We start from the raw sequence: 13,800 nt of genomic DNA, 5'->3' as shown, positions 1-13,800 counted from the left end.
TTACCTTGTAGGAGCGGCCGCTCCTACAGGGGATTAGTAGAGCCCCGGAATGAAACAGCCAAGCTTTTCCGATTTATTGCGCAGCCCCACCATGCTGCTGGCCTTCGGCTTCGGCTCCGGCCTGGCGCCCAGGGCGCCGGGCACCTTCGGCACCCTGGCGGCGATCCCGGTCTGGTTGCTGCTGCAGCCGCTGGCTCCCGCAGTCTACCTGGCGGTGGTGGTGGCCGCTGCGCTGCTGGGTTTTTATCTCTGCGAAGCGGCCTCGGAAAAACTCGGGGTGCACGACCATAGCGGTATCGTGTGGGACGAAATGGTGGGCTACTGGCTTACCATGTTTATGGCCCCGTCAGGCTGGATCTGGGCGCTCTATGGTTTCGCGCTGTTCCGCCTGTTCGATATCGCCAAGCCGCAACTGATCGGCTGGGCGGACCGCCGGGTGCACGGTGGTGTGGGTATTATGCTCGACGATATACTAGCCGCCGTGTACGCGGCAGTGGTGCTGCAGCTGACCGCTCTATTTATCGGGTAGGGAACGCCGATGGGAAAAAAACTGTTCACTATATTCTTCACCGCCCTTTGTCTCACCCCACCGCTGGCCGCCACCGCCCAGCAGGTGCAGCTCAAGGGCCTGTTCGGCAGCAGCGCCATGCTGGAGATCGATGGCCGCCAGCGTCTGCTGAAGAGCGGGCAGCAATCCCCTGAAGGGGTGAAGTTGCTGGAGGCCACCACCGATTACGCGCGGATACGCATCGATGGCCGGGAGCAAAAACTGACCCTGGACGCGCCGGTGGCGGCCAGCTACCAGCGGTCCGAGCGCGCCGAGGTGCGCCTGATGCCGGACAGCCGGGGGCACTACAGCACCAGCGGCTGGGTCAACGGCCGCAGCGTATCGATGATGGTGGATACCGGGGCTACCAGCATCGCGTTCAACTATCCCACCGCGCGCCGGTTGGGGCTGAACCTGGAGCGAGCTCAGCCGATCCGCGTGAGTACCGCCAACGGCGTCACCCAGGCCTACCGGCTGAAACTGGACAGCGTCACCATCGGCGGCATCAAGTTGCACAGCGTGGACGCCACGGTGCACACGGACGATTTTCCCCAGATCACCCTGCTGGGCAACAGCTTTCTCAGCCGGGTGGATATGGAGCAGCAGCGCGGAGTTCTGATACTGCGCGCGCGAAATTGAGAGGTAAAGATTTGACCATTCGCTATGTGGAATCCTCGAAACTGCCCACTCCCTGGGGCATGTTCGCGATGCACGGGTTCGAGGACACGGAATCCGGCAAGGAGCACCTGGTGCTCACCATGGGGGATATGGACACCGGGGAGCCTCTGCTCGCGCGGATTCACTCCGAGTGCCTGACCGGCGATGCACTCTTTTCCCTGCGCTGCGACTGCGGCGCCCAGCTGCAACACGCCATGCACCGTATCGCCATCGAAGGGCGCGGGGCTATCTTCTATCTTCGCCAGGAGGGACGCGGCATCGGCCTGCTCAACAAGATCCGCGCCTACCACCTGCAGGACTGCGGCGCGGATACCGTGGAGGCCAACGAGCAGCTGGGGTTTGGTGCGGACATGCGCGACTACTCGATCCTCAAGTCGATGCTGGAACACCTGGGGGTGAAGTCCGTTCGCCTGATGACTAATAACCCGCGCAAGGTGAAGGCGGTGGAGGAATTGGGCATCGAAGTGGTGGAGCGGCTGCCGCATGAGACCGGGCGCAACCCGCACAATGTGAAATACCTCTCCACAAAGAAAGGCAAGTTGGGGCACCTGTTCGAGGACGACCAAGGTTCGCCGGAAGATGAGTAGTACTCGCGGAGCTCCGGCTCCGCAACGAGCTGAGAGCCAAGTGTTGAACTCGATGCGGAGCTGGAGCTCCGCGGTCCCGGGTGAAACCAGCCACATCCTCCCCCGGGAGGGGGAGGTGGTCACAAATTCTTCACGAAACTGTCACGGGCCGGCAACGCCGCCGGACGATGCTTGGTATCGAGTCTGGTGTTGCGGGCGGAACTTTCCGCAGCGTCTATACTCAAACCATCAGGTTGCCGTCAGTCGAGAAAGGTGATGCACTGGCAGCAGTCCGATAAAAAAGCCGGCGTAATGCCGGCTTTTGCTTTTTTGCCCTTCATCCCCTCCGCTTGGTGTAGTTGCGCTCCAGTTCCTCCTGCCGGGCCTTTTCCTCGAAAGACAGCTCCGCCGTGGGCCGCAGCAGCAGACGCTGCAGGCCGATGGGGTCGCCGCTGATCTCGCAGTAGCCGTAACTGCCGTCCTCTATTTTCTCCAGTGCCCGGTGGATCTTGCGCAGCAGCAGATATTTGCGCTCGGTAAAACGCAGGCGCTGGCGGTTCTCCTCCTCCGCAGTCGCCCGGTCCAACTCGTCGGCGGCAGCCAGTTCCGCGGTGGCGATCGCCCGCCGGCCGGACTCTATCTCCGCCTGGGTTTCGGCCCTGAGATCCAGCCGGAAAAAGGCCAGCTGGCGCTCGTTCATATAGTCCGAAGCGGGCATCTGCAGCAGTTTCCGCTCGCTGATTGGGGAAGGGGGCATCGACGGTGTCCTGGTTGGATTAAGTCGATATGATATGATGTATCATATGATCTATCATAAAGTTGCTTGAAGCAAACGCGCAAGCCCAGGACATCGCAGCTCCGCGCTGAGCGCTAATCCGAGCTGGAGGATTACCGGTGAGAGACGCCGCGGGGATGTTCGTTTCCTGCCTGTGCCTGGCCCACTGCCTGCTGACGCCGGCGCTGTTGGCCCTGGGCGGCTTCGGGGTGCTGGGCGCATTGTTGGAGGACCGCCTGGTCCACTTGGCGGTGCTGTTGCCAGTGCTGCTGCTGGCGCTGACCAGCTTTCCCGGCGCCTGCCGCCGCTACCGGCGCCCGGCGGTGATGGTGGCCGGCTTCTCGGGCCTGCTGTTGCTGGCTGGTCGCGCTCTGCCTGGAGGGAACCTGGGACCTGCTGGCCAGCGTCGGCGGTGCCGGTTTGCTGGTGGCTTCCCACTGGGTGAACCGGCGCCTGCTGTGCCGCCAGCCGATTGCGGACTAGGGGATGGCAAATGAAGCTGAAAACGGCTGTTTCCGCTGCTGCACTTCTCTTCGCCGGGGCGGCTGCCGTGGATGGCGGTGCCCCACGGCAAAGGAGCGGGTTCCCAGAAGGGACACGCCAGCTTCCGCGCCAGCTATCGTTTCCAGTGTGATAATCTGGCCCGGCTCGACACCATCGGTGTGGCGCTATTTGCGAGTTTCCCCGGTATTCACAGGATCGCCGTGCAATGGCTGGCCCCGGAGGGGCAGGGCGCCACCTCGCTCACTGCGCGAAACAACCAGCTGCAACTGAAATAGTCCATGAAAGCATCCGAACTCAAACAGACCCTGGGCAAGGCGGAGCAGAGCTGCCGCGCCTCCGGGGCCCGGCTCACAGAGAAGCGCAGGAATATTCTCGCCATTCTGCTGCGCGCCAAGACCCCGCTTTCCGCCTACGAGATCGCGGACCAGTACAGCCGCGACTACGATGAGTCCATCCCCGCCATGTCGGTGTACCGCATGCTGGATTTCCTGGTCGCGGAAAACCTGGCGCACAAGCTCAACTCGGAAAACAAATACCTGGCCTGTGGCCACATCGCCTGCGACCACCGCCACGAAACGCCGCAGTTCCTGATCTGCAATCGCTGCAACAAAGTGCGGGAAATCGGTATCAAGCCGGAGGTAATCGCCGCGCTGCGCGACACGGTGGAGGGCTCCGGTTATCGCCTGCTCACCTCGCAGCTGGAGCTGGACTGCCTGTGCGAAGACTGCGCGCGGAGTGCGGCTTAGATGTCGGCACGCGAGGAGATCCGCCGGGTTCCGGCCAATGTGATCACCGGCTACCTGGGCGTCGGCAAGACCACCGCCATTCGCCACCTGCTGGAGAGCAAGCCGCGGGACGAGCGTTGGGCGGTGCTGGTCAACGAATTCGGCGAGGTGGGCATAGACGGCGGCCTGTTCGGCGCGGGGGAGGGAGAGGACATCTTTATCCGCGAGGTGCCCGGGGGCTGCATGTGCTGCGCCGCCGGCCTGCCCATGCAGGTGGCCCTGAACCAGCTGCTCACCAGGGCCAGGCCCCAGCGACTGCTGATCGAACCCACCGGCCTCGGCCACCCGCGGGAGGTGCTGGGCGCCCTCTCCGACTCGGTGCGCGCCGGCGTGCTGGACCTGCGCGCGACCCTCACCCTGGTGGATGCGCGCAACCTGTTGGACGAGCGCTACCTGCGCAGCGACACCTTCCGCCAGCAACTGGAAGTGGCGGACCTGCTGGTGGCCAACAAGGTGGATCTCTACAGACCGCAGGAGCTGGAAAACCTGCGCCGCTTTCTCGCCCTCGGGGAAAACACCGCGGGCAAGCCGCTGCAAGCGGTGGAGCAGGGGCGCATCCAACTGGAGTGGCTTCGGGCCCCGAGCGGATTCTGTTCGCCGGCTGGCCAGGCTCACGCCCACGCCACGCCGCCCCCGATGGAAGAGGAACCGCTGCCGGAGTGCGGCTACCGGCGTCTGGAGAACAGCGGCGAGGGCCACCACAGTTGCGGCTGGCGCTTCGACCCGGCGCTGGTGTTCCGTTTCGACGCACTCTTTTCCCTGATCAGCGGCGCCGCCGCGGAGCGGGTAAAAGGGGTGTTTATCACCGAGCGGGGCGTATTCGCCTTCAACAAGGCGGATGCGGTGCTGAGTGTGCTGGAGCTGGACGATACACTGGACAGCCGGGTAGAGGTGATCGACCGCGAGCGCGGGAACTGGGAGCAGCTGGAGTCCGCTTGGCTGGATGCCCTGGAGACTGATCGCTAAACCCGGCCGCCAGGCAGGCTCCTGCTGCCGTAGGGTGCGCCGCGCGCGCCGCCGGTGCGCACGGCGCACCCTACATTCCCTGGCCCGGCAATAGAAATTGCCGGGCGCTACAGACCCAGGTGCCGCGCGTGAAACCGCAGGTGCTCGTCGATAAAGCTGGCGATAAAGTAGTAGCTGTGGTCGTAGCCCTCGCGGCGCCTCAGCTGCAGCGGGTAGTCGCTGGCCGCGGCCGCCGCTTCCAGCATCTCCGGCTTCAACTGCTCGGCCAGGAAGTCGTCCGCCTCTCCCTGATCCACCAGCGCCGGTACCTTGGCAGTTGCCTGGCGCATTAGCACGCTCGCGTCGTATTCCTCCCAGCCGGCGGTGTCCCCGCCCAGGTAGGCGGTAAACGCCTTCCTGCCCCAGGGGCAGTTGACCGGATTGGCGATGGGGCTGAACGCAGACACCGAGCGGTAGCGCTCCGGGTTGCGCAACGCCAGCACCAGTGCGCCGTGGCCGCCCATCGAATGGCCGGCCAGGGCGCGCTCGCCGCTGACTGGAAACAGTGATTCCACCAGCTTTGGCAGTTCGTCGAGAACATAGTCGTACATGTGGTAGTGGCGGCTCCACGGGGCTTCGGTCGCGTTGACGTAGAAGCCCGCTCCCTGGCCCAGGTCGTAGCCTTCGTCGTCGGCGACCGCATCGCCCCGGGGGCTGGTGTCCGGGGCCACCAGCGCCATCCCCAGGCGGGCGGCGAACTGCTGGGCACCGGCCTTCTGCATAAAGTTTTCGTCGGTGCAGGTCAGTCCGGACAGCCAGTAGAGCGCCGGCACTTTTTCGCCCAAGGCCGTTTGTGGGGGCAGGTAGATAGCAAAGCGCATCTCGCAGTTGATGGATTCGGACTGGTGGCGGTACTGCTTGTGCCAGCCGCCGAAGCTCCGGTTGCTGCTCAGGTTTTCAATGGTCATCGCCAACTCCGGTCACTGGTCGAAATGGATGACTGAGCGGATGCTCTCGCCGCGGTGCATCAGGTCGAAGGCCTCGTTGATTTCCTCCAATCCCATGGTGTGGGTGATGAAATCGTTCAGCTTGAACTCGCCGCTCAGGTAGCGCTCGACGATAGCGGGGAGCTCGGAGCGGCCCTTGACCCCGCCGAAGGCGGTCCCTCTCCAGACCCGGCCCGTGACCAGTTGGAAGGGGCGGGTGGATATCTCCTGGCCGGCGCCGGCCACGCCGATGATCACCGATTCCCCCCAGCCCTTGTGGCAGCACTCCAGCGCCGAGCGCATGACGTCGACGTTGCCGATACATTCGAAGGAGTAGTCCACGCCGCCGTCGGTCAGATCGACGATCACCTCCTGGATCGGCTTGTCGTAGTCCTTCGGGTTGATGCAGTCGGTGGCGCCCAGCTGGCGCGCCAGCTCGAACTTGCTCTCGTTGATATCGATGGCGATGATGCGCCCGGCCCTGGCCATGGTGGCGCCGATCACCGCCGACAGGCCGATACCCCCCAGACCGAAGATGGCGACACTGGCCCCCTCCTCGACCTTTGCGGTGTTCATCACCGCGCCCATCCCGGTGGTGACGCCACAGCCGAGCAGGCAGACCTCCTCCAGCGGCGCCGCCTTGTCGACTTTGGCCAGGGAGATTTCCGGCAGCACCGTGTATTCGGAGAAGGTGGAACAGCCCATAAAGTGGTGGATGGGCTGTCCATCCTTGTAGAAGCGGGTGGTGCCGTCCGGCATCAGGCCCTTGCCCTGGGTCTCGCGGATCTTGCCGCACAGGTTGGTCTTGCCGGACCGGCAGAATTTGCACTCGCCGCACTCCGGCGTGTACAGGGGGATCACATGGTCGCCCACCGCGACGCTGGTCACGCCTTCACCCACCGCCTCGACGATACCGCCGCCCTCGTGCCCGAGAATCGACGGGAAGATGCCTTCCGGATCGTCCCCGGACAGAGTGAAGGCGTCGGTGTGGCAGACACCGGACGCGACCACACGCACCAGCACCTCGCCCGCCTGCGGCGGCATTACATCGACTTCTTCGATAGACAGCGGTTGCCCGGGGCCCCAGGCCACGGCGGCTTTGGACTTGATCATCTGGGTCATTGCGCATTCCTCTTCTGTTTGGCGTCTACCGCCGTTTGGGCGAGTCTATCTGTTTCTGCATGCCTTATAATCACAGCATTCTGAAATTTATATTTTCTATTTGGTAACAATTAGGTATACCGCCGGAGAGAGGGGAACGATGATCAGTTGGGAAGGGGTCAGCGAATTTGTGGCTGTCGCCGAGGCCGGCAGCTTCACCGGCGCGGCCGGGAGGCTGGGGATTTCCACGGCTCAAGTCAGCCGCCAGGTCAGCGCCCTGGAGGCCAGGCTGTCGACCAGATTGTTTTATCGCACTACCCGCAAGGTCTCGGTGACCGAACCGGGGCAGGTCTACTACCGGCACTGCCGCCAGGTGCTCGACGGGCTGGAGGAGGCGGAGCGCGCCATTACCGACCTGCAGCAGGTGCCCCGGGGCAGGCTCAGGCTGACGGCAGCGGTCACCTACGGGGAGACGACCCTGGCCCCGCTGGTCAACGATTTTGCGCTGCGCTACCCGGAACTGCAGGTGGAGATGCACCTGACCAACCAAAAGCTGGACCTGGTGGCAGAGGGCTATGATCTCGCCATCCGGCTGGGCAAGCTGGACGACTCCAGCATGATGGCGCGGCGACTCGCGTCGCGGACCCTGTACGTCTGCGCCTCCCCGGAATACCTGTCCTCCCGCGGCGAGCCACACAGCCTGTCGGAACTGGGGCGGCACAACTGCCTGCCGGGGACGCTGGACTACTGGCGCTTCCAGGAGAGGAATCGGCCGCGGAATATCAAAGTCAGTGGCAGTATCCGTTGCAACAGCGGCTGGGCGCTGGTCGATGCAGCCCTGAAGGGGATCGGTATCGTGCAACTGCCCGGCTACTATGTGCGCGAGCACCTGGGAACGGGCCGTTTGATTTCCCTGCTGGAACACTACCGCGAGGCCGACGACGGCATCTGGGCCCTCTATCCCCATAATCGCCACCTGTCGCCGAAGGTGAGTCTGTTGCTGGATTATTTCAGTGAGTACCTTGGCGATTCGATCGTCCCTGATCAATAAGCTCCCCAATGGTGTGATGTTACTGACGGACCGGCGCTACATAATGATACCTTGTATCATTATGTTGGCAGCAAGGAGAAGGCTGTGGTGTGCTTGCAAAACTGTCGCGAAAAGGTGAAGTGCCGGAGTTCAGTCCGCTCAATTCGCCGGCCAACCCCGTGCATGATTTCGTTGATTCTGGATAAGTGCTTTTAAAAACTGGAGTACCCATGAAAATAAAATATCCCTTCGCCCTGGTGGCTGCGGTCCTGCTCGCCGGCTGCGCCGAGTCCAGCGACCCCGCGCCGGTGGCAACCGATTCCACCGAGGGCATGTGGCAACCGCACCAGTTGCCGGAACTGGCGGATGAGCTGCATCGCCTGGGCCTGGAGCTGGACCCGGCGGGTATGACCAAGCTCACCGACTTCCCGATGAACGCGGTGATCAGCCTGGGCGGCTGCTCCGCCTCATTCGTTTCCGCCAAGGGGCTGGTGGTTACCAACCACCACTGCGCCTACGGCTCTATCTCCTACAACTCCACCGAGGAGCGGGACCTGCTCGCCAACGGCTTTCTCGCTGGCGATCTCAGCGAGGAACTGCCCGCGGCTCCCGGCTCGCGTGTCTATGTGACCGTGGCCATGGATGAGGTGACCGACAGGGTGAACGAGCGCCTGTCCGACGATATGGACGGCGCCGCGCGCTTCAAGGCCATCGAGGACGCGGAGAAATCACTGGTGGCCGAGTGCGAGAAGAACCCGGGCCACCGTTGCGAGGTGTACAGCTACTACGGCGGCCTCGACTACTACCTGATAAAGCAAATGGAAATCCGCGACGTGCGACTGGTGTACGCGCCGGCATCCTCCATCGGCAAGTTCGGCGGCGATATCGACAACTGGATGTGGCCGCGCCACACCGGCGACTACGCCTTCTACCGCGCCTACGTAGGCAAGGATGGCAAACCCGCCGACTACGCCGAAGATAATGTGCCCTATAAACCCAAGCATTACCTGCCGGTGGCGGCGAAGGGACCCGAGGAGGGGGACTTCGTGATGGTGGCCGGCTATCCCGGGCGCACCAACCGCTACCGCACCGCGCAGGAAGTGGAGAGCAATTTCGACTGGTACTACCCCACCATGCAGCGGGTGCTGGCGGAGTGGTCCCGGACCATCGCCGAAGCCACCGACGGCAACAAGGACGCGGAATTGAAGTACGCCAGCCTGGTGGCGGGGCTGAACAATTACGCCAAGAATTTCACCGGCATGATGGAGGGCTACGGGCGCAGCGACCTGCTGGCGCGCAAGCGCAAACTGGAGGTGGACCTGCAGGCCTGGGTGGAGGCGGACGACGCGCGCCGGGGGAAATACCAATCCACCATCGACGACCTGGATGCACTGGTGACCGAGCAGCAGTCCACCCGCGAGCGGGACCTGGTGCTCAACTACATGGACCGCTCCGCCATGCTCGGTGCGGCGCGAAAGCTGTACCGGCTGGCGGTGGAAAGTGAAAAACCGGATGCGGAGCGCGAACCGGGTTACCAAAAGCGGGACCTGACCCGCTTTACCGAGGGCATGCGACGTATCGAGCGCAGCTTCCATCCGGCGGTGGACAGGCAGATATGGATCTACTTCCTTCAGCGCTACCTGGCGCTGCCGGAGGAACAGCGCATTGCCAGCTTCGACGATTTCCTGAAAATCGACGGCGAGGATGCCGACCTGGAGGCGGTGCTCGACAAGATGTATGCGAACACCCGCCTGGGGGAAACGGACGAGCGCCTCGCCTGGATCGGCAAAGCGCCCGCGGGCTTCGCCGACAGTGATGACCCGTTTATCCAACTGGCGGTGGCCGTGCACGAGGACATGCTCGCCCTGGAGCAGCGGGAAAAATCCATGGAAGGACGCTTCGCCGAATTGCGCCCGCAGTACATGGCGCTGCTGATCGATTACTACCGCCAGCAGGGCAAACCGGTCTACCCGGATGCCAACAGCTCCCTGCGCGTCACCTATGGCCTGGTGAAAGGCTACACCCCTCCCGCCGGTACCGTGACTGCGGCGGCGGACGGCAACGACGGTGCGGACAGCTTTGTGCCCTTTACCACCCTGCGCGGCGTGGAAGCCAAATACACCGGCGAGGAACCCTTCGACGCCCCTGAGGCGCTGCTCAGCGCCATCGACAAGCGGGACTTCGGCCGCTACTACGACGAGCGGCTGGATTCGGTGCCGGTGAACTTCCTCAGCACCGTGGATATCACCGGCGGCAACTCCGGCTCGCCCACCATGAACGGCCGCGGTGAACTGGTGGGGCTGGTGTTCGACGGCACCTACGACAGCATCAACGCCGACTGGGACTTCACCGACAGCACCCGTGCCATCCACGTGGACGTGGGTTATATGTTGTGGGTGATGGAACACGTGGATGGCGCCGGGCACCTGGTGCGGGAGATGGGGTTATAGTTTTCGGGACCCGGGTCCCGGGTCCGCGGGGCTGTTTTTATTGGGCGCTGAAGGCTTTTATGGAACGCTGAATACTTTTATGGAACGCTGAAGGCTCCAGCTCCGCAGGCCGGAGGCCCGCCCCCCTGGGAACGCCGAGCCCCAGCTCGGCATGCGGACCGCAGGCAGAAACTCCACCTGCATCCCCTTGGGAAAGCTGGCGTGGATGATCTGGTTCGGTGGCGGTGGCGCAGGTGAAGACAGGCGCCGAAGTAGGGCACCAGGAAGAAGCTTGAGGTGTCCGATGAATGCACCAGTCGCGCAACTGGCGCAAACCCTTTTCGGCAAGAGCCAAGCGCACTTTCTGGGAGCAAGTGGAGATCGGGCTGTGGTAAAGAGTCAGAGGCATGGAACAGTTTCTCCGGCTTGTTGTTGAACTTGGAACCGGGAAAACGCGGGCAGTCGTGTAGCCAGAAAACCCGCCGACGCGAGCAGGATCGCCGCGCCGATCAGGGCGAAACCATAGTCACCGCGGGCGTCGTAGGCCGCGCCCGCCAGCAGCGGACTGGCGGCCAGCCCGATCATGAACATGGCGTATTGCCAACCGTAGATCGCCCCGTAGGCCGTCAGACCGAAATAGCGCGCCACCAGATAGCCGATCAGATCGACCTCCGCGCCCATGGCAAAACCGATGGCGAAGGCGGCAACGACGGCCATTTCCGGCCCTCCCACCGCGAGCGCGATGCAGCCCGCCGCCGCAATACTGAACAGCAGCGTGGCAATACGCGGCGCGAAAAACCGGTCGATCAGCGCACCGGTCACGACCCGCCCCAAAATCACCGACACCCCCAGCACGCCGGCCGTGGTCGCCGCCCGGCTCAGGGTGACGCCGGCATCGGTCAGCATGGGAACGAAGTGCACAATCAGCCCGCCGACGCCGAGCGCGACGCAAAAGAAAAGCGCCGCCAGCAGCCAAAAGGTCGCGGTTTTCCTGGCCTCGACAAGCGTCATGCCGTCGAGTGGCGGCCTCGTCACTTCTCGACTCAGCGGACGCGGACGCTCCCGGATCAGGAGCACGATAACCGGCGTGGCGATCAGTATGACCATCGCCAGGGCTTCATAGCCGCCGCGCCAGCCGTGGGTTTCGATATAGCCGGAGACAAGTCGCGGCGCCAGCGCACCGGTAATGCCGGTGCCTGCGAGGGCGATGCCGAGCGCCAGGCCCCGCGCCTTGTCGAACCACAGGTTGACCAGTCGCGTGAACACCACCGGCGAGGTGCCGGCGGCAAACAGGTGCACGGCGGCATTGATCAACAGAAATTGTGTCAGGTCGGAAGACAGGGTCGATACCCACCAGAACCCGCTGGCGAGCCCGAGCAGGGAAACCCCCGCGACGCGTCGCACACCGAAGTGATCGGCGAGCCGGCCGAGCAGCGGTGCCGTCACCGCCAGCGTCAGGGCGCCGATCAGGGGCACGGCGGAAAGCCCGGTTCTGGACCAGCCGAAATCGGCCTGCATTGGCTTCATGAACACGCCGAGTGTGTAAAAATACAGCGAGGATATGCCGAAGGACACACCGAGAAAGGCGGCAATGAGTGCCGGTGCCCCCTGCCTTAATTCCGTACGCACACTCATGACCTGTTTTCCTCGACAATGGCGACGGCGCGAATCCAGCCCGCCGAAGCCGCTTTGATCTTGACTGGGAAACAGGCCAGCGTGAAGCCGCTGGATGGCAATTGCTCCAGCCCGTTGAGTTTTTCTATCTGGTAGTAGCCGATAAAGCGTCCGGCCTTGTGGCCTTCCCAGATAACGTCGGGATCACGAGTTTCCGCGAAGCGCTTTGCGGTATAGGAAAAGGGCGCATCCCAGGACCAGGCATCGGTGCCCACCACGCGCACGCCGCGCTCGGTCAGATACAGGGTCGCTTCCCGACCCATGCCACAGCCGGTGTCGACGTAGCCGGGCCCGCCGTAGGCGGCCCCCGCCGCGGTATTGACCAGCACGATGTCGAGCGGTTGCAACTCATGGCCTATGCGCGCAAGTTCATCTTCGACATCGGCGGCGGTGGCCACGTAGCCGTCGGGAAAGTGCCGGAAATCGAGCTTGACCGCGGGGCGCAGAAACCAGTCGAGCGGCGCCTCGTCAATACTCGGCGCGCGCTCACCGCCCGAGGTCGAGTGATAGTGCCAGGGGGCGTCCATGTGCGTGCCGCTATGGGTGGTAAGCTGGACAGTTTCCACGGCCCAGGCTTCACCGTCGGGCAAATCGCTCTGCTTCAGGCCCGGGAAAAACGGCGCCATCTGATGAAAGGATTCTTTATGGGTGACGTAATCGATATTGGGCCGCAGCGGCTCGGGATCGGATACAACGTCATTGCAAATCGGTATGGACAGATCGATGAAGCGGCGGGTCCTGGTTTGGCGGATCATAGTTTCTTCTCTGATTTGGGGAGGTGGGGCGCCAATACCCGGTTGCGGAGGACACCGATGGGCGGAATCTCCAGCTCGACGAGATCGCCATGATCGAGAAAACGCATATGCTCCAGGCCACAGCCATTGCCGACGGTTCCCGAGCCGAAGATTTCGCCGGGATAGAGGGTTTCGCCCCGGCTGACGTGGGCGATCATGTCCTCGAAGGTCCAGTGAATTGAACCTGAGTTCCCATCGGTCCAGGTTTCACCGTTGACCCGCGCGCGCATGGGCAGGTTGTAGGGGTCGCCGATCTCATCGGCGGTGACGATACAGGGCCCCATGACATTGGCGCCGTCAAAGTCCTTGCCTTTGGCCGGCCCCAGGGGGCCACCCATTTCCGCCGCCTGGGCGTCGCGGGCGCTGAAGTCGTTGTAAATGGTGTAGCCGAAAATATATTTTCCGGCCTCTGCCTTGGGGATATCGCGCCCCTGCCGCCCGATCACCACAGCCAGTTCCAGCTCGAAGTCCATCAGGCTGGAATAAGCGGGCCAGTGCAGATCGGTGTCGGTGCCGGCCATGGCGAAGCGGTTGCACTTGTAATAAAGCGGCTGGCGGAACCAGGCGTCCATGGGTTTGGGCGGACCCGCCCGTTCGATTTCGGCGAGGGCTTCGGTATCGCCCCGTGCCTTGGCCTGCAGGCGCATCACACTATGGCCGGCCTGACGCACATGGGTCTCGAAGCCCATAAAATCCCGCAGTTGCATCGGCACCGGCAGTGGCGCGAGCAAGTGTGGCTGTGCTTTCCCGGGGCTGATTTCGATGTGCGCCGCGGCGGGCATAGACTCGACCAGTTCACGCGCCAGATCAAGGGCGGGCGGGCCGGCCTCGATCAGGTTTTGCATGGAGGCATATACCGGGCTGTTGCCGCCGAACCTGGCACGGTGCGCGGCGGCGAGATCGCATATACTGCCGTCGGCGGCGAGCGCGCCCAGGAGCGGCCCCGTGCCACTGTCAAAGGTTACGAGTTTCATGTAGCTCCCTTA

16 protein-coding genes are annotated in these 13,800 nt (G+C 63.4%); 9 read left to right on the top strand and 7 right to left on the bottom strand.

Features of this window, described 5'->3' with window-relative positions:
* The first annotated feature begins 49 nt into the window (after positions 1-49).
* The 3 genes from FHS09_RS03135 to ribA are packed head-to-tail and all read left to right on the top strand — an operon-like array spanning position 50 to position 1,812.
* Entirely contained in the window at positions 50-529 is a 480-nt protein-coding gene (locus FHS09_RS03135) for a phosphatidylglycerophosphatase A family protein (RefSeq protein WP_183456589.1), read from the top strand.
* Between the two features lie 9 nt (positions 530-538).
* A complete protein-coding gene (locus FHS09_RS03130; protein WP_183456587.1) occupies positions 539-1,186 on the top strand; it encodes a retropepsin-like aspartic protease family protein in 648 nt (215 codons plus the stop codon).
* Positions 1,187-1,197: 11 nt separating this feature from the next.
* Positions 1,198-1,812: a GTP cyclohydrolase II gene (ribA, locus tag FHS09_RS03125; protein ID WP_183456585.1), complete on the top strand. Its 615-nt coding sequence runs from the start codon at positions 1,198-1,200 to the stop codon at positions 1,810-1,812.
* Between the two features lie 316 nt (positions 1,813-2,128).
* On the opposite strand, the gene FHS09_RS03120 is transcribed toward ribA, so the two are convergent.
* Positions 2,129-2,548 (bottom strand): TraR/DksA family transcriptional regulator, encoded by a 420-nt coding sequence (locus FHS09_RS03120; protein WP_246394340.1) that lies wholly within the window; start codon positions 2,546-2,548, stop codon positions 2,129-2,131.
* A gap of 137 nt (positions 2,549-2,685) precedes the next feature.
* On the opposite strand from FHS09_RS03120, the gene FHS09_RS03115 reads away from it, so the two are divergent.
* The 4 genes from FHS09_RS03115 to FHS09_RS03100 all read left to right on the top strand — a co-directional run bounded on the left by FHS09_RS03115 (position 2,686) and on the right by FHS09_RS03100 (position 4,821).
* Positions 2,686-3,063: a MerC family mercury resistance protein gene (locus FHS09_RS03115; RefSeq protein WP_183456583.1), complete on the top strand. Its 378-nt coding sequence runs from the start codon at positions 2,686-2,688 to the stop codon at positions 3,061-3,063.
* A gap of 63 nt (positions 3,064-3,126) precedes the next feature.
* Complete coding sequence (locus FHS09_RS03110) at positions 3,127-3,345, top strand: ZrgA family zinc uptake protein (RefSeq protein WP_183456581.1); 219 nt, start codon at positions 3,127-3,129, stop codon at positions 3,343-3,345.
* Between the two features lie 3 nt (positions 3,346-3,348).
* Positions 3,349-3,816 carry a Fur family transcriptional regulator gene (locus FHS09_RS03105; protein ID WP_183456579.1) on the top strand — a complete coding sequence of 156 codons (468 nt, stop codon included), beginning with the start codon at positions 3,349-3,351 and terminating at the stop codon, positions 3,814-3,816.
* On the top strand, positions 3,817-4,821 hold the full coding sequence (locus tag FHS09_RS03100; protein WP_183456577.1) for a CobW family GTP-binding protein: 1,005 nt from the start codon (positions 3,817-3,819) through the stop codon (positions 4,819-4,821). It abuts the gene before it with no gap.
* A gap of 107 nt (positions 4,822-4,928) precedes the next feature.
* Here FHS09_RS03100 and fghA read toward each other — a convergent pair whose 3' ends face one another.
* On the bottom strand, positions 4,929-5,768 hold the full coding sequence (gene fghA / locus FHS09_RS03095) for an S-formylglutathione hydrolase (RefSeq protein WP_221191762.1): 840 nt from the start codon (positions 5,766-5,768) through the stop codon (positions 4,929-4,931).
* A 12-nt stretch (positions 5,769-5,780) separates the two neighbouring features.
* On the bottom strand, positions 5,781-6,908 hold the full coding sequence (locus FHS09_RS03090) for an S-(hydroxymethyl)glutathione dehydrogenase/class III alcohol dehydrogenase (protein ID WP_425487758.1): 1,128 nt from the start codon (positions 6,906-6,908) through the stop codon (positions 5,781-5,783).
* A 139-nt stretch (positions 6,909-7,047) separates the two neighbouring features.
* Here FHS09_RS03090 and FHS09_RS03085 point away from each other — a divergent pair, with 139 nt between their 5' ends.
* Positions 7,048-7,938 carry a LysR substrate-binding domain-containing protein gene (locus FHS09_RS03085; RefSeq protein ID WP_183456575.1) on the top strand — a complete coding sequence of 297 codons (891 nt, stop codon included), beginning with the start codon at positions 7,048-7,050 and terminating at the stop codon, positions 7,936-7,938.
* Between the two features lie 209 nt (positions 7,939-8,147).
* Positions 8,148-10,367 carry a S46 family peptidase gene (locus tag FHS09_RS03080; protein WP_183456573.1) on the top strand — a complete coding sequence of 740 codons (2,220 nt, stop codon included), beginning with the start codon at positions 8,148-8,150 and terminating at the stop codon, positions 10,365-10,367.
* A gap of 77 nt (positions 10,368-10,444) precedes the next feature.
* Here FHS09_RS03080 and FHS09_RS23345 read toward each other — a convergent pair whose 3' ends face one another.
* The 4 genes from FHS09_RS23345 to FHS09_RS03060 all read right to left on the bottom strand — a co-directional run bounded on the left by FHS09_RS23345 (position 10,445) and on the right by FHS09_RS03060 (position 13,788).
* Entirely contained in the window at positions 10,445-10,660 is a 216-nt protein-coding gene (locus FHS09_RS23345; protein ID WP_183456571.1) for a DUF3299 domain-containing protein, read from the bottom strand.
* 85 nt (positions 10,661-10,745) lie between these two features.
* On the bottom strand, positions 10,746-11,981 hold the full coding sequence (locus FHS09_RS03070) for an MFS transporter (RefSeq protein ID WP_183456569.1): 1,236 nt from the start codon (positions 11,979-11,981) through the stop codon (positions 10,746-10,748).
* Positions 11,978-12,775 (bottom strand): cyclase family protein, encoded by a 798-nt coding sequence (locus tag FHS09_RS03065; RefSeq protein ID WP_183456567.1) that lies wholly within the window; start codon positions 12,773-12,775, stop codon positions 11,978-11,980. Before FHS09_RS03065 ends, FHS09_RS03070 begins: the two co-directional genes overlap by 4 nt.
* A complete protein-coding gene (locus tag FHS09_RS03060; RefSeq protein ID WP_183456565.1) occupies positions 12,772-13,788 on the bottom strand; it encodes a fumarylacetoacetate hydrolase family protein in 1,017 nt (338 codons plus the stop codon). The genes FHS09_RS03065 and FHS09_RS03060 overlap by 4 nt, the downstream gene beginning before the upstream one ends.
* Positions 13,789-13,800 lie beyond the last annotated feature (12 nt).

It is taken from the genome of Microbulbifer rhizosphaerae (assembly GCF_014191725.1).
Classification (GTDB): domain Bacteria; phylum Pseudomonadota; class Gammaproteobacteria; order Pseudomonadales; family Cellvibrionaceae; genus Microbulbifer; species Microbulbifer rhizosphaerae.
The sequence above is the reverse complement of the archived record's forward strand: the minus strand, read 5'-3'. Positions and strand labels throughout refer to the sequence as shown.

What these genes read in the sequence shown, in the direction of transcription:
- FHS09_RS03130 (WP_183456587.1), top strand. Translation starts at nt 539, where the DNA reads ATGGGAAAAAAACTGTTCACTATATTCTTCACCGCCCTTTGTCTCACC.
- FHS09_RS03135 (WP_183456589.1), top strand. Translation starts at nt 50, where the DNA reads ATGAAACAGCCAAGCTTTTCCGATTTATTGCGCAGCCCCACCATGCTG.
- FHS09_RS03100 (WP_183456577.1), top strand. Translation starts at nt 3,817, where the DNA reads ATGTCGGCACGCGAGGAGATCCGCCGGGTTCCGGCCAATGTGATCACC.
- fghA (WP_221191762.1), bottom strand. Translation starts at nt 5,768, where the DNA reads ATGACCATTGAAAACCTGAGCAGCAACCGGAGCTTCGGCGGCTGGCAC.
- FHS09_RS03080 (WP_183456573.1), top strand. Translation starts at nt 8,148, where the DNA reads ATGAAAATAAAATATCCCTTCGCCCTGGTGGCTGCGGTCCTGCTCGCC.
- FHS09_RS03090 (WP_425487758.1), bottom strand. Translation starts at nt 6,908, where the DNA reads ATGACCCAGATGATCAAGTCCAAAGCCGCCGTGGCCTGGGGCCCCGGG.
- FHS09_RS03120 (WP_246394340.1), bottom strand. Translation starts at nt 2,548, where the DNA reads ATGCCCCCTTCCCCAATCAGCGAGCGGAAACTGCTGCAGATGCCCGCT.
- FHS09_RS03070 (WP_183456569.1), bottom strand. Translation starts at nt 11,981, where the DNA reads ATGAGTGTGCGTACGGAATTAAGGCAGGGGGCACCGGCACTCATTGCC.
- FHS09_RS03085 (WP_183456575.1), top strand. Translation starts at nt 7,048, where the DNA reads ATGATCAGTTGGGAAGGGGTCAGCGAATTTGTGGCTGTCGCCGAGGCC.
- FHS09_RS03105 (WP_183456579.1), top strand. Translation starts at nt 3,349, where the DNA reads ATGAAAGCATCCGAACTCAAACAGACCCTGGGCAAGGCGGAGCAGAGC.
- FHS09_RS03065 (WP_183456567.1), bottom strand. Translation starts at nt 12,775, where the DNA reads ATGATCCGCCAAACCAGGACCCGCCGCTTCATCGATCTGTCCATACCG.
- FHS09_RS03060 (WP_183456565.1), bottom strand. Translation starts at nt 13,788, where the DNA reads ATGAAACTCGTAACCTTTGACAGTGGCACGGGGCCGCTCCTGGGCGCG.